Source organism: Micromonospora sp. R77, from assembly GCF_022747945.1.
In the GTDB taxonomy this organism is placed as follows: Bacteria; Actinomycetota; Actinomycetes; order Mycobacteriales; family Micromonosporaceae; genus Micromonospora.
On sequence record NZ_JALDST010000001.1, the window covers coordinates 329,040 to 350,443 of the forward strand.

The window sequence follows — 21,404 nt, forward strand, 5'->3', positions numbered from 1 at the left end:
CTCAGGCGGGCCTGATTGTCGGGCAGCTTTCCCCGCAGCGGCTTCCGTGCAATGCTCTTGCACATGCTGAGCGCCGACCCCGTCTCGCTGCACACCTATGAGCAGGGTGAGGGGCCACGGCTCGACCCCCGGACCGGCGAGCTGATCTTCGTGGACATCGCCGGGCACGCCGTGCACCGCAGCCGCCTCTCCGGCGGCACGCTGCGGCCGGTCGGCACGTACGACCTGGGTGCGCCGGTGGGCGCCGTAGCGCCCCTCGCCGCACCCGGTGCGGGCTGGCTGGTGGCGGTCGCCGACGACGTCGTCCACCTCGCCGAGGACGGCACCCGCACGGTGCTGCACACCGACCTCGCCGCCGACCACGGGCAGTTGAACGACGGCGCCTGCGACCCCGCCGGGCGGTTCCACTGCGGCTCGCAGAGCCGGCTGCGCCGACCGGTGGCCCGGCTCCACCGCCTCGACACCGACGGGTCGATCCATGTCGCGCTGACCGGCGTGACGGTCTCCAACGGCATCGGCTTCACCGCCGACGGCACCACCATGTACTACATCGACACCCTGCCGGCCCGCTGCCTGGACTCGTTCGAGGTACGCCCGGACGGCAGTCTCGGGCACCGCCGGACGGTGGCGCCGGTGTCCGGCGGCAACCCGGACGGGCTGGCGATCGACGACGAGGGCTGCATCTGGGTCGCCGTCTGGGACGGCTGGACCGTGCACCGGTACGCGCCGGACGGCCGGTTGCTCACCGAGGTACGGCTACCGGTGGCCCGCCCCACCGCGGTGGCCTTCGCCGGCTCCACCCTGCTGGTCACCACCGCGTACCACGGTCTGGACGCGACCCAACGGGTCGCGCAACCGGACGCCGGACGGATCTTCGCGGTCGATGTCGGGGTCGGCGGACCGGCGGCCTACCCGTGGCGTGGACGACCGCCGGCCCGGTAGCGCAGCGTCGGCAGCGCACCGGGTGGACGAGGCCGGTCGCTCAGGTCGACGAGAGCAACGGTCGCAGGGCCGGCAGCGCCGCCGGGTCGGCCAGCGCGGCGCCGAGCGCGACCATCGCCGCCCCTGCCGCCAGGTAGTCCGGCGCGTCGGCCGGTCGCACCCCGCCGGTGGCGACGATCCGCAGCCGGGGAAAGGGGCCGAGCAGGCCGGCGATCCACTCCGGACCGAGGGCCGAGGCGGGAAAGGCCTTCGCAGTGGCACCCGGCACGCCGCGCCCGCTGCGCCTCCGTCGGGGTGGCCACCCCGGGCAGGTGCGGCAGGCCGGCGTGCAGGCTGGCGGCCAGCACCTCCGGGTCGAAGCCGGGAGCCACGGTGTACGCCGCTCCGGCGGCGGCCGCCGCAGTGACCTGTTCCGGTGTGACCACGGTGCCGGCCCCGACCGTCAGGTTGCGGCGGGCGCCGGCGGCCACGGCCGCCGCGAGGGCGGGCACCTGCGCCGGTTCACCGATCGGCACCTCCAGGGCGGTCACTCCGAGGTCCCAGGCCGCGGTGGCCAGGGCCACGGTGCGGTCCGGGTCGTAGCCCCGCAGGATGGCCATCACCCGCGCACCGCCGAAGAGTTCGTCGAGCGTCGTCACGGTCGGGCCTCCTGGAGGTCGGCGGGGAGCTGGACGGTGTCGCCGGTGGTGCCGAGCACGGCGGCGGCGACCCGGTGGCCGAGTCGCAGCCGGGCCGGCACGTCGGCCCCGCGCAGCAGCGCGGCCAGGTAGCCGGCGGCGAACGCGTCTCCGGCGCCGACCGGTTCGAGCACCGGCACCGGGACGGTCGGCACGAAGGTGTCCCCCTCGGTGGCGCCGACCGCACCGTCCTTGACCACCACCGCGCCCGCGCCGGGCAGCACGGCCCGCACCTGCGCCGGGTCGGTGCAGCCCCAGAGGCGGTTGGCCTCGTCGAGGCCGACGAAGACGACGTCGGCCCGGTCGGCCAGCTCGGCCAGGACGGTGGCCGCCTCGTCCGGACCGGACCAGAGTGCCGGGCGGTGGTTGACGTCGAAGCTGACCAGCGCGCCGCGGACCGGTCGGTCGGCCAGGGTGTGCCGGACCAGGTCCCGGGCGGCCGGGGACAGCGCCGGGGTGACCCCGGTCAGGTGCACCAGCCGCGCGGCCGGCGGCAGCATGCCCCGGTGCAGTCGGGCCCCGGCCGAGCCACGGCGCAGGTAGTGCACGGCGGTACCGTCCGGCGCGGGGTCCTTGAAGAGGACGCCGGTGGGATGGTCGGGGTCGGTCTCCGCGCCGCCGATGTCCACCCCGGCGGCGGCGATGCGGTCGAGCACGAGCCGCCCGAGCGGGTCGGCGCCGACCCGACCCCGCCAGGCGACGCGCACGCCGAGCTGGGCCAGGCCGATCGCCACGTTCGACTCCGCGCCGGCGACGTCGAGGTGGGCCGGTCCCCCGTGGTGCAGCCGGGCCGGCGGCTGCGGGGCGACCAGGGCCATGGTCTCGCCGATGCAGTACGCGTCAGTCATCGAGGAACCGTCGGCGCAGGTCGGCGCGGAGGAAGGCGGCCGGCGAGGCGATGGAGAGCCCGCCGTCGACGGGCAGGACCGTGCCGGTGACGAACGAGGCGGCCGGTGAGGCGAGGAAGCAGACCACCGAGGCGATCTCCTCCGGGGTCCCGATCCGGCCGAGCGGATAGCCGGCTGCGGCATCCGGCACCGCGGCCGGGGCGATCATGCCGGGCGCGACCGCGTTGACCCGTATCCCGCGCGGCCCGTACTCCAGGGCGAGTTGGCGGACCAACCCTTCCAGCCCCGCCTTGGCGGCGGCGTACGCCGGGACGCCGGGTGCGGCCAGGGTGCCGTTGACGCTGGAGACGGCGACCACGGCGGCGCCCGGTCGCAGGTGGGGCAGGGCGGCCCGGGTGACCTGGAAGGCGGTGCCGAGGGTAGCGTCCAGGGCGGCCTGCCACGCGTCGTCACTGGTCTCGGTGATCGGGGCGACCGGCATCACGGCGGCGGCCAGGATCAGCACGTCGAGCCCACCGGCGGCGGCGAGTGCGGCAGCGACCGCCCGCCGCGCCCCGGCCGGGGTGGCGCAGTCGCCGACCACGTCGTCATGGCCGGCGGCGGCAGCCAGGCTGGCGCCGGTGACGGTGTGGCCCGTCGCGGTGAGCTGGGCCTGGACGGCGCGGCCCAGTGGGGATGACGCGCCGACGACCAGCGCACCACGGTGCTCGGGCATTCTGCTCCTCAACGGTCGGTGTGCCGGCTCGTGACGGGAACGGCAACAGCGGCTAGAGTGTCATAGCCGGCAACTCACTTTCAAGGGGTGCACGTGGTTTCCGATAACGCCTCCAACCAGAGCGTGCTCCGCGCCGCCGCGGTGCTCGACGCCTTCACCCACGGGCGCCCCGAGCTGCGGGTCACCGACGTGGCCAAGGCGACCGGGCTGGGCCTGTCGACCACCTCGCGGTTGTTGGCGACCCTGGAGTCGCTGGAGTTCGTGGAGCGGGACCCGATGTCCAACCTCTACCGGCTCGGCGCCAAGACGGTCACCCTCGGCGGGATCGCGGTCAACCAGATGCCGGTGCACCGGGCCACCCGCCAGATCGTGCAGAACCTGGCCCGCGAGCACGGCCTCGGCGCCAACGTCGCGATCCGCCGCGGCGACCGGGTCTTCTACGTGGCCAACTTCGAAGGGCCGCTCGCCCCCCGGTCGTTCACCCTGGTCGGGCAGACCAATCCGCTGCACGCCACGGGGCTGGGCAAGAGCCTGCTCAGCGGCCTGGACCCGGCGGTCCGCCGGTCCCTGCTGCCGGACCCGCTGCCCGCGTTCACCCACCGGACCATCACCGACCCGGCCGCCCTCGAGGCGGAGCTGGACCGGATCACCGGCCGGGGATACGCCACCGAGCTGGAGGAGCTGGCGCTCGGCCGGGCCTGTGTCGCCGCCCCGATCCGGGACGGCTCCGGGGAGATCGTGGCGGCCCTGTCCATCTCCGGACCGCTCTCCGCCATCGACCTGCCCCAGCGCGAGTCGCAGCTCGCCTCCGCGGCCATCGAGGCCGCCGACGCGGTCAGCGTCAGCCTCGGTCACCACGCCCCGGCCGCACTGACCACCCTCACCTGAGGTCCGCTGCCCGGTGCCGGTCGGCCGGCACCGGGCAGCGACGACTCACAGACCGGTCGCCGCCAGGATCGCGTCCAACTCGGCGACCGTCACCTCGTCGATCGGCTGGGCGGGAGCGCGCACCGTGGCCGTCGCGATGACCCCCCGGCGGACCAGCACGTGCTTGTGGATGGCCCAGGCCAGACCCGGCTGGAGGCCGTACCGGATCAGCGGCAGCAGACGGTTGAACCCCTGGTACGCGTCGTCGCGCAGCCCCTTGGCCCAGTCGTCGAGCACCGGGCGCAGCGCGTCGGGGAACTCGCAGGCCGGCATGGTGCCGACCGCTCCGCGCGCGTACTCCTCGAGCAGGAAGAGCGCGTTCTGCCCGCCGAACACGGCGAACCCGGGGGCCGCCCGGCCGACCGCACCGCACTTCGGGGCGGTCGGTGGTGCCTCCACCTTGACCGCGTCCACCCCCGGCAGCGCGGCCAGCTCGGCCAGCAGCGGCACCGGCATCTGCACGCCGGTCATGTTCGGCGCGTCCTGCACCATCACCGGTACCGGCACCTGCGCGGCCAGCGTCCCGTAGAAGTCGGCCAGCTGCGCCGGCGACGGCTTGACCATGTACGGCGGCAGCACCATCAACCCGGCCGCCCCGTGTTCGGCGGCCTGCCGGGCCTGCTCCACGGCGGCCGGCAGGCCGGTGGCGTTGACCCCGACCACCACCGGTACGGCACGTCCGACGACGGCGTCCACGGCGTCGAGGATCTGCTCCCGGTCGCGGGCCGAGAGCGCGAACGTCTCGCTGGCGAAGCCGAACAGCGCTATCCCGTCCACCCCGCAGGCGAGCTGGAACTCCAGCAGCCGGTGCAGGTCGGCGACGGCCAGGGTGCCGTCGGAGGCGAACGGGGTGGCGAGGATGGGTACGAGACCGGTCACGGGGAAGGTCACCGGGTCACCTCCGCGAGGGTGTCGAGGTCGATGTCGATGCCGAGCCCGGGGCCCTGCGGCACGGGGAAGCCGTCCGGGCCGTGGCGCAGCGGTTCGGCCAGCAGCCGGTTGCCGACCGGGAACGGGTTCGGCTGGTACTCCATGGCCACCAGCTCGGGCGTCGCGGCGCAGACGTGCAGCGCGGCGGCGAGCGCGATCGAGCCGGCCACCGAGTGGTGCGGTGCCACCGGCACGTGGGCGGCGTCGCAGAGCTGCACGAACGCCATCCCCTCGGTGATCCCGGTGCGGCCGATGTCGGGCTGGCAGATGTGCAGGGCCCGGCGGCGCAACCAGTGCTCCGCCTCGTACCGGCTGCGCAGCGCCTCGCCCACGGCGATCGGGGTGCGGACGGCGCGGGCCAACTCGCGGTGCCCCTCCACGTCCTCCGGGGCGAGCGGGGCCTCCAGGAACCAGGCCCCCCGTTCGTCCAGGCCGTGGGCCAACCGGCGGGCGTCGAAGAGCGGGTACGCCCAGTGCGCGTCGAGGGCGATCCGCACCCCGGGTACGGCGGCGGCCACCGCGTCGTAGGTGGCCAGGTCGGCCTCGACCCCCGCGCCGAGGTGCAGCTTGACCGCGGTCATGCCCTCCTCGGCGGCGGCCCGGGTGGCCGCCGCGGCCCGCTCGTCGTCGGTGCCGCCCGTCAGTCCCGAGCGGTACGACGGGACGACCGTGCGGAAGGCACCGCCGAGCAGCTCGTGGACGGGTACGCCGAGGGCCCGGCCCCGCAGGTCCCACAGCGCGATGTCGACGGCGGCCACCGCGTCGGCCTGGTGCCCGCTGAGGTGTCCACGGACCCGCATGAGCTGGCGCAGCCGGTGCTGGAGCACCGCGACGCCGGCCGGGTCCTCGCCGAGCAGGGCCGGGGTGAGCAGTTGCGTGACGAGGGTGGCGACCGCCTCGGTGCCGACCGGGGTCAGCGCCTCCCCCCAGCCGACCAGGCCGTCGTCGGTGTGCACGGAGACGATCAGGGTCTCCAGGTCACGGGGGTAGAGCGTGTTCCTCGGGGGGAGCACCCGGTAGTCGGGCCACCCGGACAGGGCGTGCTCGGGGCGGTCCCCCAGATAGGTCGCCGCGGCCTGTCGGACTACGTACGTGCGTACGTGGCTGATCTTCATGGCGCCTCGCGGGATAGATGTTTCCAGCCTGTTGACGGTGTGCAACAGGCACGCCTACTCTTCCGCAGTACGAGAGTGAATTGCAAGATGTGGTTCTGATCCTTCAGCCAGCGCAAGCCAAACCCGAGAGGAGTGAACCCGTGGCCTCCCCTGTCCCCCGCTCCCCACGGGCCCTGTCCAATGGGGTCGTTGCGGTACTCCTCCTGCTGCCGGGCCTCGGCCTGCTGGGCCTGGTGTCGGTGTATCCGCTGATCGCGTCCTTCCTGACCAGCCTGTCCAACGAGAGCCTGGTCCAGCCGGGACGGACCTTCGCCGGTTGGGCCAACTACGCCGCGGTGCTCGACAGCGGGTTCGTCGACACCGTCTGGACCACCCTGGTCTTCACGACCGGGGCCACCCTCACCCCGTTCGTGGTCGGGCTCGCCCTCGCCCTGCTGCTCGACATGCGCATCCCCGGACGGAACGCGCTGCGCGGGCTGATGCTGCTGCCCTGGGTCATCCCCGGGGTGGTCGTCTCGTTCCTCTGGTCCTGGATCTTCAACAGCAACTACGGACTGCTCAACCAGGTTCTCGGCAGTCTGGGGCTGCCGGCGGACCACTCCTGGACCGGGGACGTCTCCACCGCGATGCTGACGGTGATCGTCGCCAAGACCTGGACCACCTTCCCCTGGGTCATGGTCACCCTCCTCGCGGCACTCAAGAGCGTGCCGTTGGAGATGCTCGAGGCGGCCCAGATCGACGGTGCCACCCGCTGGCAACGGACCTGGCGGGTCAAGCTCCCCCAGGTCCGGGGCGTCATGCTCGTCGTCGGGATGCTGGAGATCATCTACAACTTCCAGCACTTCGACATCATCTACGTCCTCACCGGCGGCGGCCCCGGCAAGGCGACCTCCACCCTCGCCATCCGGATCTACGACGAGGCGTTCCGCGGCTTCGACCTGGGCCGGGCCGCCGCGCTCGGGTTCTGCGGACTCGTCCTGCTCGCCGCCCTGTTCACCGTGTACCGATGGCTCGACCGTCGCGTGGAAGGTCAGAACGCATGAGCACCGTCCTGGACACCCCCCGCCCCGCACCACCGGCCGGCGCCGCACCCGGCCGTCCCACCCGCCGGCGCCGGATCCGTGACCGGGTCGGCGCCGAGCGTCCCGGGGTCCTCGGCTGGGCCCTGCTGATCCTCCTGCTCGGCTTCGGGCTGTTCCCGATCTACTGGATGACCGTCACCGCGTTCACCCCGGACGCCGACGCGATCGGCGGCGACTTCCGGCTCTTCCCGGCCCGCCCCACACTGACCCACTTCGCCGCGTTCTTCGCCGACGCGACGCTGGTCCGCTACCTGGTCAACTCCCTCATCGTGGCCGGGGTGACCGCCCTGCTCGGGGTGGCCGCCGCCACCTACATGGCGTACTCGTTCAGCAAGTTCCGCTACCGCGGGCGCGGGTCGCTGATGACGATGGTCTTCGTCTCGCAGCTCTTCCCGTCGTCACTGCTGCTGATCGCGCTCTACGTGCTGTTCCAGAACCTCGGCCTGCTCTACACGTACACCGCGCTGGTGCTGTCGTTCTCCACCTTCACGCTGCCGCTCTGCGTCTTCGTGCTGAAGGGCTTCTTCGACGCCATCCCGGACGACGTCATCGAGGCGGCCAAGATGGACGGTGCCGGCGAGTGGACCGTCATCCACCGGGTCGTCCTGCCTATCACCGGACCCGGCCTGGTCGCCGCCGGTCTGTTCGCCTTCATCCGGGGCTGGAACGACTTCATCTTCGCCCTCACCCTCGGCGGCCCCGACACCCAGACCCTGCCCCCGGGACTGGTCCGCACCTACATCACCGAGGCGCAGGCGAACTGGCCCGACCTGATGGCCGCGTCCCTGATCGTCTCCGCCCCGGTGGTCGTCGTCTTCATCCTGCTCCAGCGGTTCCTGGTCACCGGCCTGGCCGCCGGCGCCGTCAAGGGCTGACCGGGGCACGCCGCGCCTCCCCACCACCCACATCCCCCTTCCCACGTTCAGGAGAAACCGATGAGCGCCACTCTCAGCCGCCGTACCCTGCTGCGCGCCCTCGGCGCCGGCGCCGGTGTCGCCGCCCTGTCCGCCTGCGCCTCCAAGGGTGCCGCACCGGCCGCCGGCGACAAGGCCGCCAAGGAGATCAACTTCTACAACTGGTCGATGTCCGAGGAGGCCAACAAGCCCGCCTGGGAGAAGCTGCTCGCCGCGTACCGGTCGAAGCAGCCGGCCGTGAAGATCGACCCGGTGGTCTACCCGTGGACCGGCTTCCTGGAGCCGATGCTGCTCGCGGCCCGCAACGGGCAGACCTTCGGGGCCCTGCAGATGCCGATCGACCAGCTCACCGCGTTCGCCTCGCTCGGCGTCCTCGAAGACCTCGGCGACCTGGCGAAGAAGAACGACTACACCCCGTCCACCCTGCTGATCGGGCAGGCGAACGGTCAGCAGCTCGCCCTGCCGCACTACTCCGGCGCGATCGGCATGTTCGTCAACCAGACCTGGCTGGACCGGATCGGGGTCAAGGACGTACCGGCCACGGTGACCGAGTTCGAGAGCCTGCTCACCGAGCTGAAGAAGGCCACCGGCAAGGCGCCCTACCTCGGCTCGACCAAGGACCCGGCGCTGAAGGACCTGATCCCGTGGATGTGGACCTTCGGTTCGGCCGTGTACGCCGACGGGCGGGTCCAGGTCAACGACGACGGCGGGGTCCGGGCCCTGGAATGGTACAAGGGCCTGCTGGACAAGGGCCTGATCCTGCGCGACATCTCGCGTACCGAATCGCGGGTCATCTTCGGCCGCGGCGACGCCGCCCTCTACGACGACGCCACCCTGGCCCGGCAGTTCCTGCTGGCCGCACCGAAGGGCAAGGAGGTCGCGGCGGTCACCCGCCCGGTCTCCCGGCCGGTACTGGCCGCCGGGGACAAGCCGCGGGCGATGTCGCACGGCCACTGCGTGGCGGTGTTCAAGGGCAAGGGCGCGGAGACCGGACGGCAGTTCGCCGAATACCTCACCGCCGACCCGGAGAGCCTGAAGACGTTCTTCGAGGGGACCAGCCTGCCGCCGGCTGCCACGAAGGCGCTCCAGTCGCCGTGGTTCACCTCCGACACCTACCAGATGGACTTCGCCGAGAAGGTGACCCGGACCGCCTCCGCCGACCCGTTCTGGGTGCTGCCGAACTTCGCCCAGGTCGAGAAGGTGCTCACCGACGCCGTCGGCGCGGTGCTTTCCGGCCGGGAGAAGGCCAAGCCGGCACTGGACGCCGCCGCCGCCGCGATGCAGGACCTGATCAAGAAGTAGCCCGGTCCCTCCCGCTCCCCTCACCCCCGAAGGAGAACGATGCGACAAACGAGCGTACGGCGGCTTGTCGCCGCGGCGCTGGGCACGGCGCTGCTGGGTGTCGCCGTGCCGGGCCTGGGCTCCTCCGGCGCGGCGGCCGCCGAACCGCCGGTACCCGGACGACAGCTCCTCGCCGACGACTTCGCCGCCGGCACGACCAACTGGCGGGCGGTCACCGGCAGCCTCACCGAGTGGCAGCCGGCCAGCGCCGAGATCGACTACCTGACCATCGACGCCCGCACCCAGACATCCGGCCGCTACATCACGCCCACCACGGCGCTCACCCTGCCGGACCGGTACGAACTACGGACCCGCGTACGTTTCGAGGCCGCCTCGACCGGCCCGAGCCTCAACCTCCTGACCGACTTCCAGGGTGACCCGCTCGTGGTCAGCCAGCGGAACCTGGCCGCGCAGATCCTCGGTCCGGGCAGCATCCAGGTCTCCCGCCCGAACGCCACGGTGGTCTGCAAGGGACCCGCGCCGGTCCAGACTGGGCAGTGGCACGAACTGGTCATCCGCCGGGCCAACGACATCTCGGTGGTGGAGGTCGACGGGCAACGGGTGGCCTCCGTGGCGGCACCGGCCGCCGGTGGCACCCTGGCGCTCGGCGCTTACCACGTGAAGGCGTCCTTCGCCTCGCTCGCCGTGTACGAACTCGACCAGGTGCCGGCGGACCACCCCACCCAGGCCGGCGGTTGCCAGTGGACACCGCCCGGGACACCGGACGTCGACCAGCCGGTCCTGGTCAACCAGAGCGGCTACGACGTCGACCGGCCGAAGCGGTTCACCGCACCCCGGGCCGCCGCCGGTGACACCTTCGTCGTCACCGACGCCTCCGGCGCGACCCGCTTCACCGGTACGGTCAACGGCCAGGTCGGCGACTTCACCAGCTTCCGGCCCACCGACACCGGCCCGTTCACCATCCGGGTCGCCGGGGCGGCCGGCACCGGTGACTCGGCACCGTTCGGCATCGGCGCCAGCTGGACCGAGCGGGTGTCGTACGAACGTGCCGTCAACTTCATGACCGACGCGCGCTGCTACTACGGCCGGTTCAGCCAGCGGGTACCCGGTGGCACCCACCCGGACTGCAAGCTGGCCGTCGGCTGGCGGGACGGCCACCAGTTCTCCTTCGAGCTGTCCACCCTGGTCGACCTCTACCTGTCCAACCCGGCGGCGTTCGACCGGATCAAGGACCCCACCGCGGTGTACGAGGGACTGCCGGTCACCCTGCCCGCCGACACCCCGGAGATCATCCGCCTGATCCACTGGGCGGTGGAGAGCTACCTCGACGCGGGCGTCAACCACACCCTCTTCAAGGAGCAACTGGCCGCCTTCCTCTACGCCTACCCGTACCTGTCCGACCACATCCCCCGGTCGGTCTACGAACGGGCCAGGGACTACCTGTTCCCGCTGTGGGGCCAGGACGCCAAGGACCGCTTCGCCTGGCACGACTACACCCCGCACACGGCCAACCTGTTCCAGGTCTACACCCAGGTCGGTACCGGCAAGGGCGAGTTCCCGCCCGGCCACTCGGTCTGGCCCAACCTGATGATGTACGAGGTGGCCAAGCGGGAGGGACGCGCCGACGCCGACCGCTACCTCACCGCCGCCCGGGACCAGGCCGCCTGGCTGGTGGGCAACCTCGACGTCGCCGCACCGCAGACCACCAAGGGACAGCGGCAGGGCGAGTACCACCTGATCACCGGACTCGCCCGGTTCGCCCTGACGTACCCGGACCAGGCACCGGCCGGCATCCGGCCCTTCGTCCAGAAGTGGGCCGACGTGGCCATCGCGCGGTCGGACAACATGTGGGACTTCCGCCGGTACTCCGACAGCCGGTGGACGATCCCGTCGTTCACCGGCGGCGCGGCGGCCGACCCCAACGAGACCGGCAACGTGGCCGGCTTCGCCTCACCCGCACTCGCCGCCGCGACGCTGCTCGGCACCGGACCGACCAGGGACCGACTGCGCCAGATCGCCACCGCGCACGTCGACAACCTCTTCGGCCGCAACCCGACCGGCCGGCACGCCTCCTACCGCGCGGCCACCGGCCAGTGGGGCTTCGAGGGCGTCGAGCTGGGCTGGTACTCCGAACTCCAGGGCGGCTACGGCAAGCTCCAGGGCGTACGCGGTGTCCTCGACGGCAGCCCGAAGAACGAGCACTACCCGTACAACCCGCAGCTCGGCAACATCGGCTGGACCGAGGGATGGGTCACCTTCAACACCGCCTGGAACGAGTCACTGGCCTGGCTGGGGGCGGCGAACACCACGCTGCGGGCCCGGGACCTGCACGGGCACCCGGCCACCCGGGTACCGGCCGGGACGACGGTGTCGCTGACGCTGGAGGCGCCGCTCAACCTGGACCCCGCCGCGCTGGACACGGCGGACCTGCGGCTGGTGGTCAACGGCGTCGACCGGGGCACCGTGCCGGTACGCCAGGCGGTGGAGAACACCGACGTCCTGACCGGCGAGCTGGACCTCGCGGCGTTGGGCGCCGCGCCGGGTGACCGGATCGAGGTCCGGTACGGCTACGGCGACTTCACCCGGCACGCCGGCTTCACCGTGGTGCACGGCTGCGACGGTCGGGTGGCCACCGTGGTCGGCACGGAGGGCGACGACCTGCTGCGCGGTACCGCAGGGGCCGACGTCATCGTCGGGCTCGGCGGGAACGACGTCCTGCTCGGCCTCGACGGTGACGACGTGATCTGCGGCGGCGCCGGCAACGACGTCATCAACGGCAACGACGGCGACGACCGGCTCTTCGGCGGCCCCGGCACGGACGTGGTCAACGGGAACGACGGCGACGACGTGATCTCCCAGGACGGTCCCGCCACCGGCTGACCGGTAGCACCGTTGCGGTGCTCGAACCGCGCACACGCAGCACGAGCAGGAAGGAACGTCCGGCGACCGTCACACGGTCGCCGGACGTCTCCGTTTCCAGGATGGTCCCGGAGCACGCTCCCCATGACGGAGGTGACGCCGGTGAGGAACACGCGCACGGGTGCTGTCTCCTGTCTGTCGGGCGTCGTCGGACGGGTCCTCCGGCGCGACCGGGCCAAGCCTCCGGCCGGTCGATGAGCGGCCCGTCCTCGGGAACTGGTCGACTTACCGAGTAATGGTGTAATGATGTAATCAGAACCGTCAGGAGGTTGCCATGTCCCCTCGTACCGCCCCGCACGGGGCTCGCCAGGACCCGCCCCCCGCCGACGACGCCACCGGCTGGATCACCGGGGCCGTGCCGGACGGCTGGTTCTCGGAGCCGCCGCAGATCGTCATCGACCGAGACGAGATCATCATCTGGGGGCGTCTCCCCGAGCCCCAGCTGGCGGCCGACGCCACCGACGCCGACCGCACCGCCGCCCAGTCCGGGCGGATCCACCAGTTCCGGGAGGACACCCGCGACGACCGGATCCGGGTCGCCCGGCAGGCCGAGCACCGCTACCGGCGCAAGGTGAGCTGGGGTGCCCGGTGCGGCGCCGCCGAGCAGCTCTTCTCCCACCTCGCCGCACCGGTGATGACCCGGCTGCGCCAGCCCGAGCGCCAGGTGCTCGACACGTTGGTGGAGGCGGGCGTCGCCCGCTCCCGCTCGGAGGCCCTCGCCTGGTGCGTCCGGCTCGTCGGCCGGCACACCGACGACTGGCTGACCCAGCTGCGTGAGGCCATGACCGCGGTGGACGACCTGCGCCGCCAGGGCCCGGACGGGCTCTGACGGCCGTCGGGCACCGCAACGGCAGCCCCGCCGCGCCGAACCCGCCCCCGGTGCCGATCGCGCACCGGGGGCGGGGCCGTCCACCGGTCAGGTCGGCGGCGCGACACCCGCCAGCTTCGCGGCGCAGGCGGTCTGCGCCGCCTGCCAGGTCGCCTCGTCGACGCCCGCCGGCTTGGGCGGGCTCCCGCCGCCCGGTCCGCCGGCACGCCGGACGGCGGGGTCCCACCGGGCACACCGGACGGTGGTGTCCCACCCGGCATGCCGGACGGCGCGCCGCCGGGCGGAGCAAGCGTCACCCCGTTCTGCGCCAGGCAGTCCACGTACCCCTGTAGCGCCGACGGGTCGAACGGCGCTGCGCCCACGGGCGCGCCACCGGAGGGGTGGCTGCCTCGCCGGGGTCGGTGCCGCCGCCGTCGTCCGACCCGCAGGCAACGGTCATCCCGACCAGGCCGGCGAGCGCGGCCTCGCTGGTGCTGACCACCGCCGCGGCCCAGGTGCCGGTGGTGCCGCGCAGCAGCGACACCAGAGCCGGGTCGACCCGCCCGCCCGCTCCCGGGAGGCCGCCGGCGCCGCCGGAGGGCTCGGGGAAGTCCGCCGGGGAGGCGGCCACCGGGGAACGTCCGCGCCAGGCGTTCGGCCAGCTCCGCCTGCCCACGCCGGCGATAGAAGCGGACCGTGGTCCGCATCACGTTGACGACGTCGCGCCATCCTCGTACCGTCGAGACCACAAGCGGACCACAGTCCGCTTAATCGAGGAGATCGACGATGACGAGCCTTCTGCACATCTCCGCGTCACCGAGGGGCGAGCACTCCGAGTCGCTCGCCATCGCGCGGCAGTTCACCGACGCCTATCGGGCCGCCCACCCCGACGCGACCATGGAGCACTGGGATTTGTGGGACGGGTCGCTCCCCGCGTTCGGGGTCGGGGCCAACGCCAAGATGACCGTGTTCGGCGGGGGAACCCCCACCGGCGCGGAGGGCGCGGCCTGGGCCGAGGCGCGCCGCGTGTTCGACCGGTTCGCCGCGGCCGACCGGGTGGTGTTCAGCGTGCCCATGTGGAACGGCACGGTCCTCTACGTCCTCAAGCAGTTCATCGACGTGGTGAGCCAACCCGGGTGGGTGTTCGGCGTCGACGCGGCGACGGGCTACGACGGCCTCCTCGCCGGCCGCGGCACGCGGGTCGCCGTGATCTACACCAGCGCCGTGTGGGCGCCCGGGGTACGACCGGAGTTCGGCGCCGACTTCCAGTCCACGTACTTCTCCGACTGGCTCCGGTGGACCGGCCTGGCCGACATCACCGAGATCCGCTTCCACCCGACCCTCACCGGCGACCGGGACCTCGCGCGCGCCCGCGCGCTCACCCGGGCCCGCGACGTCGCCGAGACGTTCTGACGCACCCGGGCGTCCGGCGGCACGCCCCGCCGGACGCCCGGTCCGGAAACCGCCAGCACCAGACCCGGCGGCTGCGGCACCGTTGACCGCGACCGCCGCCGGGCACCCGGCCGACCTTCGGCTGGGCCGCCCGCACCATTCAGGTGGCGCTCATCGGTCATGCTCAGAAACATGATCCGGTTCGTGCTCAACCTGCTGTGGCTCATCTTCGGCGGCGGCATCGTCCTCGCCGCCGGCTACGGCATCGCCGCGCTGATCTGCTTCCTCCTGGTCGTCACCATTCCGTTCGGCGTCGCATCGCTCCGGCTGGCGGTCTACTCGTTGTGGCCGTTCGGCCGCACCGTCGTGCCCAAGCCGGGCGCCGGTATCGTCTCCGGGCTGACCAACATCCTCTGGGTGGTGCTCGCCGGCTGGTGGCTGGCCCTGACCCACATCCTCGCCGGTATCGCGCTGTGTCTGACGGTCATCGGCATCCCGTTCGGCATCGCCAACTTCAAGCTCGTGCCCGCCGCATTCTGGCCCCTCGGCCGCGAGGTTGTCGACGCACCATAGAAGCAACGACCCTGCTCCACAGTGCTGGCTACCTCTGCAGACGCAGAGCGAAACGGCGCCCTCGCCTGACGTGCGGCGGCACGCGTCAGGCGTATCGCCCATCCGCCGGTACAGGACACCTCACGGTGCACGGGAGCAGGTCGCGTCCGCAGGTCGGTGCGCCAGACGGCGACCGAAGCGGGTGCGGGGCCCCTGCAACAAACCTGCACGTCCCGCCTCTTGCCCTGCAGGTAAGCGCTTTCCTAGTCTGATGTTCATCAATGTCGCGAGCCCTCGACCCGGGCTGAGGGTGCGGACACGAGGTCATTCGCGGTGTCGGGCGGGAAAGGGTGCCCGCCCGCACCGCGCTCACTCCTGAGGAGTCCACCAGTGCGAATCGCAGTGCGACACAAGTTCCTTGCCGGCAGCACCGCCGTGACCGCCCTGGCCGCGGTTGCCGCGGCATTGCCGATGACCCAGGCATCAGGCGCGGCAGGCGGCCCCGGTCCCGCCCCGGTCAGCGTCAATGCGACGAACCTCAGCCTCGGGGCCGGCGCCGACGGCTCCAGCAAGGCCGACGGCACCAGCTACGGCAACGTGACCGACGGCAACCTGAACACCTACTGGTCGCCGTCCGGCTCGACCGGCCGCATCTCGGTCAAGTGGGATTCCGCCACGACGGTGGGCTCGATCAACATCCGGGAGGCGGCCGGCGCCATCGGGGTCATCCGCTCCTGGCGGGTCGTCAACAACGACACCGGCGCCACCCTGGCCAGCGGCACCGGGGCCGGGGCCGTCACCTTCGCCGCCACCTCGCTGCGCAAGGTCAACTTCGAGATCGCCAGCGCGACCGGCACCCCGAAGGTCGCCGAGTTCGAGACGTACGCGTCCGGCTCGGCCACACCGCCGCCGACCACCCCGCCGCCGACGACTCCCCCGCCGACCACGCCACCCCCGACCACGCCCCCGCCGTCCGGCAGCACGCTGTACGTGGCCCCGAACGGCACCGACGGCGCGGCCGGCACGCAGGCGAACCCGACGACGCTCACCTCCGCGATCACCAGGGTTGCCGCCGGCGGCACGATCTACCTGCGCGGCGGCACCTACCGCTACTCGCAGACCATCACCATCGGCCAGGGCAACGACGGCACGTCGAGCGCGCGCAAGAACCTGTTCGCCTACCCGGGTGAGACCCCGATCCTGAACTTCTCGGCCCAGAGCGAGGACCCGGCGAACCGCGGCCTCGCCGTCGGCGGATCGTACTGGCACATCCGCGGCATCGTCGTCGAGCGCGCCGGGGACAACGGCATCCTGCTCGGGGGCAGCAACAACATCATCGAGCGTACGGTGACCCGCTACAACCGGGACTCGGGGCTCCAGCTCTCGCGGCTGGTGGCCAACGCGCCCCGCGACCAGTGGCCGTCCGACAACCTCGTGGTGAGCACCGAGTCGCATGACAACGCCGACTCCGACGGCGAGGACGCCGACGGGTTCGCGCCGAAGCTCACCGTGGGCCCGGGCAACGTCTTCCGCTACACCGTGTCCCACAACAACATCGACGACGGCTACGACCTGTTCACCAAGACCGACACCGGAGCCATCGGCCCGGTGACGATCGAGTCCTCGCTCGCCTACGGCAACGGCACCCTGAGCAACGGCGGCCAGGCAGGCGCCGGTGACCGCAACGGCTTCAAGCTCGGCGGCTCGGACATCGGCGTGAACCACATCGTCCGGGGCAACATCGCCTACGACAACGGTCATCACGGGTTCACCTTCAACCGCAACGTCGGCTCGATGACGGTGTCGAACAACGCCAGCATCGGCAACACCGAACGCAACTTCAACTTCGAGGGCGGATCCTCGGTGTTCCGGAACGACACCTCCTGCGACGGCGGCTCGAGCGACAAGATCGTCGGCAACTCCGACAGCTCGAACCAGTTCTGGTCCGGCACCAACGGGTCCCGGTGCGCCCAGTACTCCGGTGCCCTGGGTTGGTCCTTCGCCTCCGACGGGCGCCTGGTCGTCACCTTCGGCGGCAGGGTGGTCACCCCGTAACGGGCCGGCCGACGCCGGCGTCAGATGACGCCGGCGTCGGCCGCGAGCTCTGGCCGGTGTGGCGGTCCTCAACCGGGCGGTGCCCGTCGACGGCACCACGACGGCCGGCCCGCGCCCGGGAGCCGGAGGGCCGACGCCGGGCCACAGCCGTGCTCATCGCCAGCCGAGGCCGTAGACGCAACGCTGCCGGTGACGCCATCGAACCCACGCGCACGGCTGACTCGTGATGCTGCCCGAAGTCGTAGAACCGCCCACTCGAAGGTCCTCCGGCTGCACGCTTCGCCGGCGGAGGAGGATCAGGCTGTTCGCAGTTCGAGGACGAGGTCCCGCAGGGCTGCCCGGTCGGCGTGGCCGGCCTTGGCCATCAGACTCGCGACATGCTTCTCCACGGTGCGGGGGGAAAGGTGCAGCCGTTCGGCGATCTCCCGGTTGCCCAGCCGTGCGGTGATCATGTCGAGGATCTGGTATTCGCGTACGGTGATGCCCAGCTCCCGCAACGATCGCGGGATGCCGTCGACCCCCTCGCGGCGCTGTCCCGTCGCGACCCCGGCTCGCCGCAGCAGCGCACGGCAGGCACCGGCGACCCGTACCGCCTCGGCATTGTGGAAGAACGCCTCGGCCTCGCGCAGCCAGGACACCGGGTCGCCCCAGCCGTCGGCGAGCGCCGGCTCGGCGATCAACCGGAGGATCAGGTGCCGGGCCAGCGGATAGGGCTCGGCTGCCCGCAGGGCCGAGGCGGCCGCCGCCTCCGCGACGGGCCGCTCCCCCGTCCTGCCGGCCAGCACCGCCCGGGTTGCTTCCACGAACTGCCAGTTCCACCGCAGCCGTCGCACCCCGTCCGCGCCGTTCTCGTACGTCCCGACGTCGTCCTCCCCGGCCAGCGCGCGCAGCAGCGGGTGCAGTCCGACCCGGCCGCTGATCGGCGAGAGCGCCGGGTTGCCACCGTCGGCCTGGAGGGTGCTGGCCAGCTCGGCGAGGGCTCGGGGCCGGTTCTCCTCGAGCAGGGAGCAGAACGCCCGGGCCAACCCGAACACCTTCGCGTCGGCCCAGTGGGCGTCCTTCTGCTGCCGGCGCAGCTCGCCGATGACGCGTTCCATCTCGCGACGATGACCCTGGTGGGCCGCGACGACAGCCCGCGTCTGCCCCAGGTGTCCGGCGGTCTCGCCCAGCTGCAGACGGGTGGTGGCCGGCAGTGCGCGGTCGATGATCTCGGTCGCCTCGGCGAACCCGCCCTGGAGGGCGACCTGCAGGGCGATGCTGGACTCCGCCTGGTATGCCGCCGTGACCGCGCCGGCCGTCCAGGCGTCCCGAGCCACGTGGCGAAGTCGACGCAGGCTACCGTCCCGGGCCGCGTCGTCGTTACCCAGCCGGACCAGGGCGTGGATCTCCCAGATGCGCAGCCCGTGCTTCACGGCCAGCTGCCGCGACCGTTCCAGGTAGAGGGTCGCCTCGTCGACGTCCCGGCGCCGGGTCAGCGTGCCGAGCAGCTGCCACGCCTGGCACGCCACCACCGGGAGGTCGTGCTGCTCGGCGACGGCGGCGGCCTGCCGGGCCATCCGCTCGGCCAGCTGGAACTGGCCCGGTCCCGGCAGTTCGAAGACCAGGTGCGCGGAGACGACGTCGATGGCGGCGGTCTGCTCCGGTGACGCGTCGTCGCCGAGCAGGCGGCGGGCGGCGGTGATCTGGTCCAGGCCATCGGCGGTCCGGGCGGCAACGACCGCGGCCCAGGCCAGGTGGGTGTGCAGGGCAGCCAGCCGGGCGGGGTTCCATCCACCGCCGACGCCGTCCAACTCGGCGATCATCTGCAGCGAACGGTCGATCTGGCCTGCCTCGACCAGTGCCTGCACCCTGGACTCCTGGACGTCGGCGTGCAGCGCGGGGTCGGCGGTGACCAGCGGCTCCGCCTGCTCCAGCAGGTCGACGGCCGACGCGGCGGCGCCGTCGGCCATGGCCCGTCGGGCCGCCTCGGCCAGGTGACGGCCCGCGCCGGTACGATCTCCTGCCCGCAGGCGCAGCGTGGCGGCGAGCTGGCAGAAGACGCCGGGCAGGTCGGGGTGGATGGCCTCCACGGCCTCGAACGCCCGGGTCGCCAGCTCGGTCCTGCGTGTCGACGCACAGGTGTCGAGCAGGGCTTCGGCGATCAGTGGATGCCGGAACATGTACCAGTCCTGGCCGTCCGGGCGGACCAGCTCGGCGGCTGCGCCGTGATGCAGTTGCCGGACGAGGTCCGGCTCGTCGAAACCGCTGGCGCGGTGCAGCGCGGTGAACGGGAACCGCTCCCCGAAGATCGCGGCGGAGACCAGCAGCTCACGCTCGCGCGGCTCGTACGCCTCCAGCCGGCGGGCCAGGCGACGGGCAACGGAGCCGGGGACGTACGCCCGTGGCGGACCGGTCAGCCGCCACCCCTGCGGGGTGTCGCTCAGCCAGCCGCTCTCCAGCATCTCGGCGAGCAGTTCCTCGGCCAGCGCCGGGTTGCCGGCGCTGGTGCGCCACAGGGGCTCCACCACCTCGTCCGGCAACCGGGTGGGCTCGCCGTCCAGCCAGTCGGCGACGACCTGACGCAGCTCGTCGCGGGTGAGGCGGCGCAGTCCGAGCAGATCTGCGACGCCGTGCCGGTCGGCGGTACGGGCCAGGTCCATCGCTGCGCAGTCCCGCTCCCGGGTGGCAGCGATCAGCGCGATCGGCTGGTCGGCCAGGTTGTCGGTGAGGTACTCGACGATCGCCAGCGTCTCGGTGTCGGCGTTGTGCAGGTCGTCCAGGACGATCAGGCAGCCGCTCTCCCGACCGGCCAGACTCAGCAACCGCAGCACGCCCTCGGCGAGCACTATCAACGACTGGTCGGCGGGGGTCGGCCCGAGGTCACGCCACTCGGGAATGAGCGGCCCGAGCAGGAGCCGGTACGGGCCGAGCGCCTCGGTGGCACTGCCGGCGGTCCGGGTGTAGGCGAGTAGCGCCTGGGTGAGCGGGCGGAACGGCGTCGCGGGTGCCAGGCCACCGCAGCGCCCGCGCAGGACCACCATGCCGGCGGCCTGGCCGATCCGGCCGGCCTCGGCGAGCAGGCGGGAGCGGCCGATACCGCTCTCGCCGTGTACGAAGATGCTGCCGCCGTTGCCTCCGCGTGCCTCGTCCAGAACGCGTTCCACCTGGTGGATCGCGCCCTCGCGGCCGCGTAACGGTGCTGTCCGGGTCGCCATCGTGGCCGATGGTAGTGATCGACCGTGACCGAGGTCCATCCACCGAACGGCAGGCCGCCCGTCGATGGATGGACCCCGGTGGATGCCGCTACGGCCGGTGGATGCAGCAGCCGGTTCCGGAGTCGGCACTGGCGGTGACCGCTGCGGGTCCGGCGAGGGCGATGCCCAGGGTGGCGGCCGCCGCTGCCAGCACGGTGGCGATGGTGAGGCGGATCCGGTTGCGGCGGTTGTTCTCGGTGGTGATCATCGTCGTTCCTTCCGCGAGCTGAGCCCGGTGAGGTCCCCGGCGTGCTGGGTCGCAGGCGCCGCGGCCTCCGGTGGCGGATCCCGGGCCCGTCGTCGTGGTCGTTGCTGACCTGCAGACGGAACCCTCCCACGCAGGCGTCCGGGGCGACATGGGTACGTTGCACGTATCTTTCCCCGGTGGTCCGCGCGCTCAGGCCCGCAGGTCGAGCAGGGGCTCGGCGTACGCGGACCGGCCGCACACCGTCATGAGCACCGGCGCCTGCCCGGCCGGGGTGCCCAGCAGCGCGCCGAGGTGGTGCTCGTCGAAGGACCGGGCGGGCCGGGCGAAGAGTCCGTGGGCCGCGGCGGCCATGCTGAGGCCGTGCGCGACCCACCCGCACCACACCTGGAGCAGCCCCCAGGCGTCGTCGCCCAGCTCGGTGACGAGCGCGCGCAGGTCCACGGTGAACACGCAGATCGCGAGGGCGTGCCGTACTCCGCAGTCGTTGGCGGTGGAGAGCGGGTAGCCGAAACTCTGCTCGATGCGGGCCGGCAGGCGGTCGTCGAGGGTGCGGGGTCGCACGGTGCCGCCGTCGACCTCGTACCAGCCGGTCGGCAGGTCGGCGACGCGGTGCAGCACGACGCCGAGACCGACCCGCTCGCCGACCGCGCGCAACCGCCCGGTCGGGGCGGGCACGGCCGCCCAGGCGAGCAGGTCGTCGAGGAACGCGCGGTCCCCGCGTGCCGGCCGCGCAGGCCGGTCAGCGGGGCGCGCACCCGGCCCGCGGAGCGGCGCCACAACACCTG

Annotated in this window: 19 protein-coding genes and 1 pseudogene; 10 read left to right on the forward strand and 10 right to left on the reverse strand. The window is 72.6% G+C overall.

Annotated features, from left to right (window positions below; genetic code table 11):
* Window positions 1-63 precede the first annotated feature (63 nt).
* On the forward strand, window positions 64-942 hold the full coding sequence (locus MRQ36_RS01550) for an SMP-30/gluconolactonase/LRE family protein (protein WP_242791857.1): 879 nt from the start codon (window positions 64-66) through the stop codon (window positions 940-942).
* Window positions 943-982: 40 nt separating this feature from the next.
* On the opposite strand, the gene MRQ36_RS33050 is transcribed toward MRQ36_RS01550, so the two are convergent.
* From MRQ36_RS33050 to MRQ36_RS01565, 4 genes and pseudogenes are all read right to left on the reverse strand, one after another.
* Window positions 983-1,210, reverse strand: a complete 228-nt coding sequence (locus MRQ36_RS33050; RefSeq protein ID WP_308194765.1) for a hypothetical protein — start codon at window positions 1,208-1,210, stop codon at window positions 983-985.
* A gap of 52 nt (window positions 1,211-1,262) precedes the next feature.
* A pseudogene (locus MRQ36_RS33055) lies at window positions 1,263-1,541 on the reverse strand (2-dehydro-3-deoxyphosphogluconate aldolase); the annotation flags it as partial.
* Window positions 1,542-1,576: 35 nt separating this feature from the next.
* The gene (locus MRQ36_RS01560) at window positions 1,577-2,467 is read right to left on the reverse strand and encodes a sugar kinase (protein WP_242791863.1); all 891 of its coding nucleotides are present in this window, start codon (window positions 2,465-2,467) and stop codon (window positions 1,577-1,579) included.
* Window positions 2,460-3,182 (reverse strand): SDR family NAD(P)-dependent oxidoreductase, encoded by a 723-nt coding sequence (locus MRQ36_RS01565; protein WP_242791866.1) that lies wholly within the window; start codon window positions 3,180-3,182, stop codon window positions 2,460-2,462. The genes MRQ36_RS01560 and MRQ36_RS01565 overlap by 8 nt, the downstream gene beginning before the upstream one ends.
* Before the next feature lie 93 nt (window positions 3,183-3,275).
* Here MRQ36_RS01565 and MRQ36_RS01570 point away from each other — a divergent pair, with 93 nt between their 5' ends.
* Window positions 3,276-4,070: an IclR family transcriptional regulator gene (locus MRQ36_RS01570; protein ID WP_242791869.1), complete on the forward strand. Its 795-nt coding sequence runs from the start codon at window positions 3,276-3,278 to the stop codon at window positions 4,068-4,070.
* 45 nt (window positions 4,071-4,115) lie between these two features.
* Here the strand turns inward: MRQ36_RS01570 and MRQ36_RS01575 are convergent, their stop codons facing one another.
* Together MRQ36_RS01575 and MRQ36_RS01580 are read right to left on the reverse strand one after the other, a co-directional pair.
* Window positions 4,116-5,000 carry a dihydrodipicolinate synthase family protein gene (locus tag MRQ36_RS01575; protein ID WP_242791871.1) on the reverse strand — a complete coding sequence of 295 codons (885 nt, stop codon included), beginning with the start codon at window positions 4,998-5,000 and terminating at the stop codon, window positions 4,116-4,118.
* Window positions 4,997-6,154 carry a mandelate racemase/muconate lactonizing enzyme family protein gene (locus tag MRQ36_RS01580; RefSeq protein WP_242791872.1) on the reverse strand — a complete coding sequence of 386 codons (1,158 nt, stop codon included), beginning with the start codon at window positions 6,152-6,154 and terminating at the stop codon, window positions 4,997-4,999. The genes MRQ36_RS01575 and MRQ36_RS01580 overlap by 4 nt, the downstream gene beginning before the upstream one ends.
* Window positions 6,155-6,294: 140 nt before the next feature.
* Here MRQ36_RS01580 and MRQ36_RS01585 point away from each other — a divergent pair, with 140 nt between their 5' ends.
* From MRQ36_RS01585 to MRQ36_RS01605, 5 genes are all read left to right on the forward strand, one after another.
* A complete protein-coding gene (locus MRQ36_RS01585) occupies window positions 6,295-7,197 on the forward strand; it encodes a carbohydrate ABC transporter permease (RefSeq protein ID WP_242791873.1) in 903 nt (300 codons plus the stop codon).
* Complete coding sequence (locus MRQ36_RS01590) at window positions 7,194-8,111, forward strand: carbohydrate ABC transporter permease (protein WP_242791874.1); 918 nt, start codon at window positions 7,194-7,196, stop codon at window positions 8,109-8,111. The genes MRQ36_RS01585 and MRQ36_RS01590 overlap by 4 nt, the downstream gene beginning before the upstream one ends.
* Before the next feature lie 60 nt (window positions 8,112-8,171).
* A complete protein-coding gene (locus MRQ36_RS01595) occupies window positions 8,172-9,452 on the forward strand; it encodes an extracellular solute-binding protein (RefSeq protein WP_242791875.1) in 1,281 nt (426 codons plus the stop codon).
* 39 nt (window positions 9,453-9,491) lie between these two features.
* Window positions 9,492-12,332 (forward strand): hypothetical protein, encoded by a 2,841-nt coding sequence (locus tag MRQ36_RS01600; protein ID WP_242791876.1) that lies wholly within the window; start codon window positions 9,492-9,494, stop codon window positions 12,330-12,332.
* Between the two features lie 313 nt (window positions 12,333-12,645).
* Window positions 12,646-13,200 carry a hypothetical protein gene (locus MRQ36_RS01605; RefSeq protein ID WP_242791879.1) on the forward strand — a complete coding sequence of 185 codons (555 nt, stop codon included), beginning with the start codon at window positions 12,646-12,648 and terminating at the stop codon, window positions 13,198-13,200.
* Between the two features lie 292 nt (window positions 13,201-13,492).
* Here MRQ36_RS01605 and MRQ36_RS01610 read toward each other — a convergent pair whose 3' ends face one another.
* A complete protein-coding gene (locus MRQ36_RS01610; RefSeq protein WP_242791880.1) occupies window positions 13,493-13,855 on the reverse strand; it encodes a hypothetical protein in 363 nt (120 codons plus the stop codon).
* Between the two features lie 110 nt (window positions 13,856-13,965).
* On the opposite strand from MRQ36_RS01610, the gene MRQ36_RS01615 reads away from it, so the two are divergent.
* From MRQ36_RS01615 to MRQ36_RS01625, 3 genes are all read left to right on the forward strand, one after another.
* Window positions 13,966-14,592 (forward strand): FMN-dependent NADH-azoreductase, encoded by a 627-nt coding sequence (locus MRQ36_RS01615; protein WP_242791882.1) that lies wholly within the window; start codon window positions 13,966-13,968, stop codon window positions 14,590-14,592.
* Between the two features lie 171 nt (window positions 14,593-14,763).
* Window positions 14,764-15,144 carry a YccF domain-containing protein gene (locus MRQ36_RS01620; protein WP_242791883.1) on the forward strand — a complete coding sequence of 127 codons (381 nt, stop codon included), beginning with the start codon at window positions 14,764-14,766 and terminating at the stop codon, window positions 15,142-15,144.
* A gap of 369 nt (window positions 15,145-15,513) precedes the next feature.
* Window positions 15,514-17,178: a cellulose-binding protein gene (locus MRQ36_RS01625; protein ID WP_242791885.1), complete on the forward strand. Its 1,665-nt coding sequence runs from the start codon at window positions 15,514-15,516 to the stop codon at window positions 17,176-17,178.
* A gap of 296 nt (window positions 17,179-17,474) precedes the next feature.
* On the opposite strand, the gene MRQ36_RS01630 is transcribed toward MRQ36_RS01625, so the two are convergent.
* The 3 genes from MRQ36_RS01630 to MRQ36_RS01640 all read right to left on the reverse strand — a co-directional run bounded on the left by MRQ36_RS01630 (window position 17,475) and on the right by MRQ36_RS01640 (window position 21,396).
* Window positions 17,475-20,372, reverse strand: a complete 2,898-nt coding sequence (locus MRQ36_RS01630; protein ID WP_242791887.1) for an AAA family ATPase — start codon at window positions 20,370-20,372, stop codon at window positions 17,475-17,477.
* 88 nt (window positions 20,373-20,460) lie between these two features.
* Window positions 20,461-20,619 carry a hypothetical protein gene (locus MRQ36_RS01635; RefSeq protein WP_242791889.1) on the reverse strand — a complete coding sequence of 53 codons (159 nt, stop codon included), beginning with the start codon at window positions 20,617-20,619 and terminating at the stop codon, window positions 20,461-20,463.
* A 189-nt stretch (window positions 20,620-20,808) separates the two neighbouring features.
* The gene (locus MRQ36_RS01640) at window positions 20,809-21,396 is read right to left on the reverse strand and encodes a hypothetical protein (protein ID WP_242791892.1); all 588 of its coding nucleotides are present in this window, start codon (window positions 21,394-21,396) and stop codon (window positions 20,809-20,811) included.
* Between the last annotated feature and the right edge of the window lie 8 nt (window positions 21,397-21,404).

Bases quoted from the DNA above. Each gene is read 5' to 3' on its own strand.
- MRQ36_RS01590 (WP_242791874.1), top strand. From the start codon at position 7,194: ATGAGCACCGTCCTGGACACCCCCCGCCCCGCACCACCGGCCGGCGCC.
- MRQ36_RS01560 (WP_242791863.1), bottom strand. From the start codon at position 2,467: ATGACTGACGCGTACTGCATCGGCGAGACCATGGCCCTGGTCGCCCCG.
- MRQ36_RS01615 (WP_242791882.1), top strand. From the start codon at position 13,966: ATGACGAGCCTTCTGCACATCTCCGCGTCACCGAGGGGCGAGCACTCC.
- MRQ36_RS01600 (WP_242791876.1), top strand. From the start codon at position 9,492: ATGCGACAAACGAGCGTACGGCGGCTTGTCGCCGCGGCGCTGGGCACG.
- MRQ36_RS01635 (WP_242791889.1), bottom strand. From the start codon at position 20,619: ATGATCACCACCGAGAACAACCGCCGCAACCGGATCCGCCTCACCATC.
- MRQ36_RS01580 (WP_242791872.1), bottom strand. From the start codon at position 6,154: ATGAAGATCAGCCACGTACGCACGTACGTAGTCCGACAGGCCGCGGCG.
- MRQ36_RS01550 (WP_242791857.1), top strand. From the start codon at position 64: ATGCTGAGCGCCGACCCCGTCTCGCTGCACACCTATGAGCAGGGTGAG.
- MRQ36_RS01565 (WP_242791866.1), bottom strand. From the start codon at position 3,182: ATGCCCGAGCACCGTGGTGCGCTGGTCGTCGGCGCGTCATCCCCACTG.
- MRQ36_RS01595 (WP_242791875.1), top strand. From the start codon at position 8,172: ATGAGCGCCACTCTCAGCCGCCGTACCCTGCTGCGCGCCCTCGGCGCC.
- MRQ36_RS01620 (WP_242791883.1), top strand. From the start codon at position 14,764: ATGATCCGGTTCGTGCTCAACCTGCTGTGGCTCATCTTCGGCGGCGGC.
- MRQ36_RS01605 (WP_242791879.1), top strand. From the start codon at position 12,646: ATGTCCCCTCGTACCGCCCCGCACGGGGCTCGCCAGGACCCGCCCCCC.
- MRQ36_RS01630 (WP_242791887.1), bottom strand. From the start codon at position 20,372: ATGGCGACCCGGACAGCACCGTTACGCGGCCGCGAGGGCGCGATCCAC.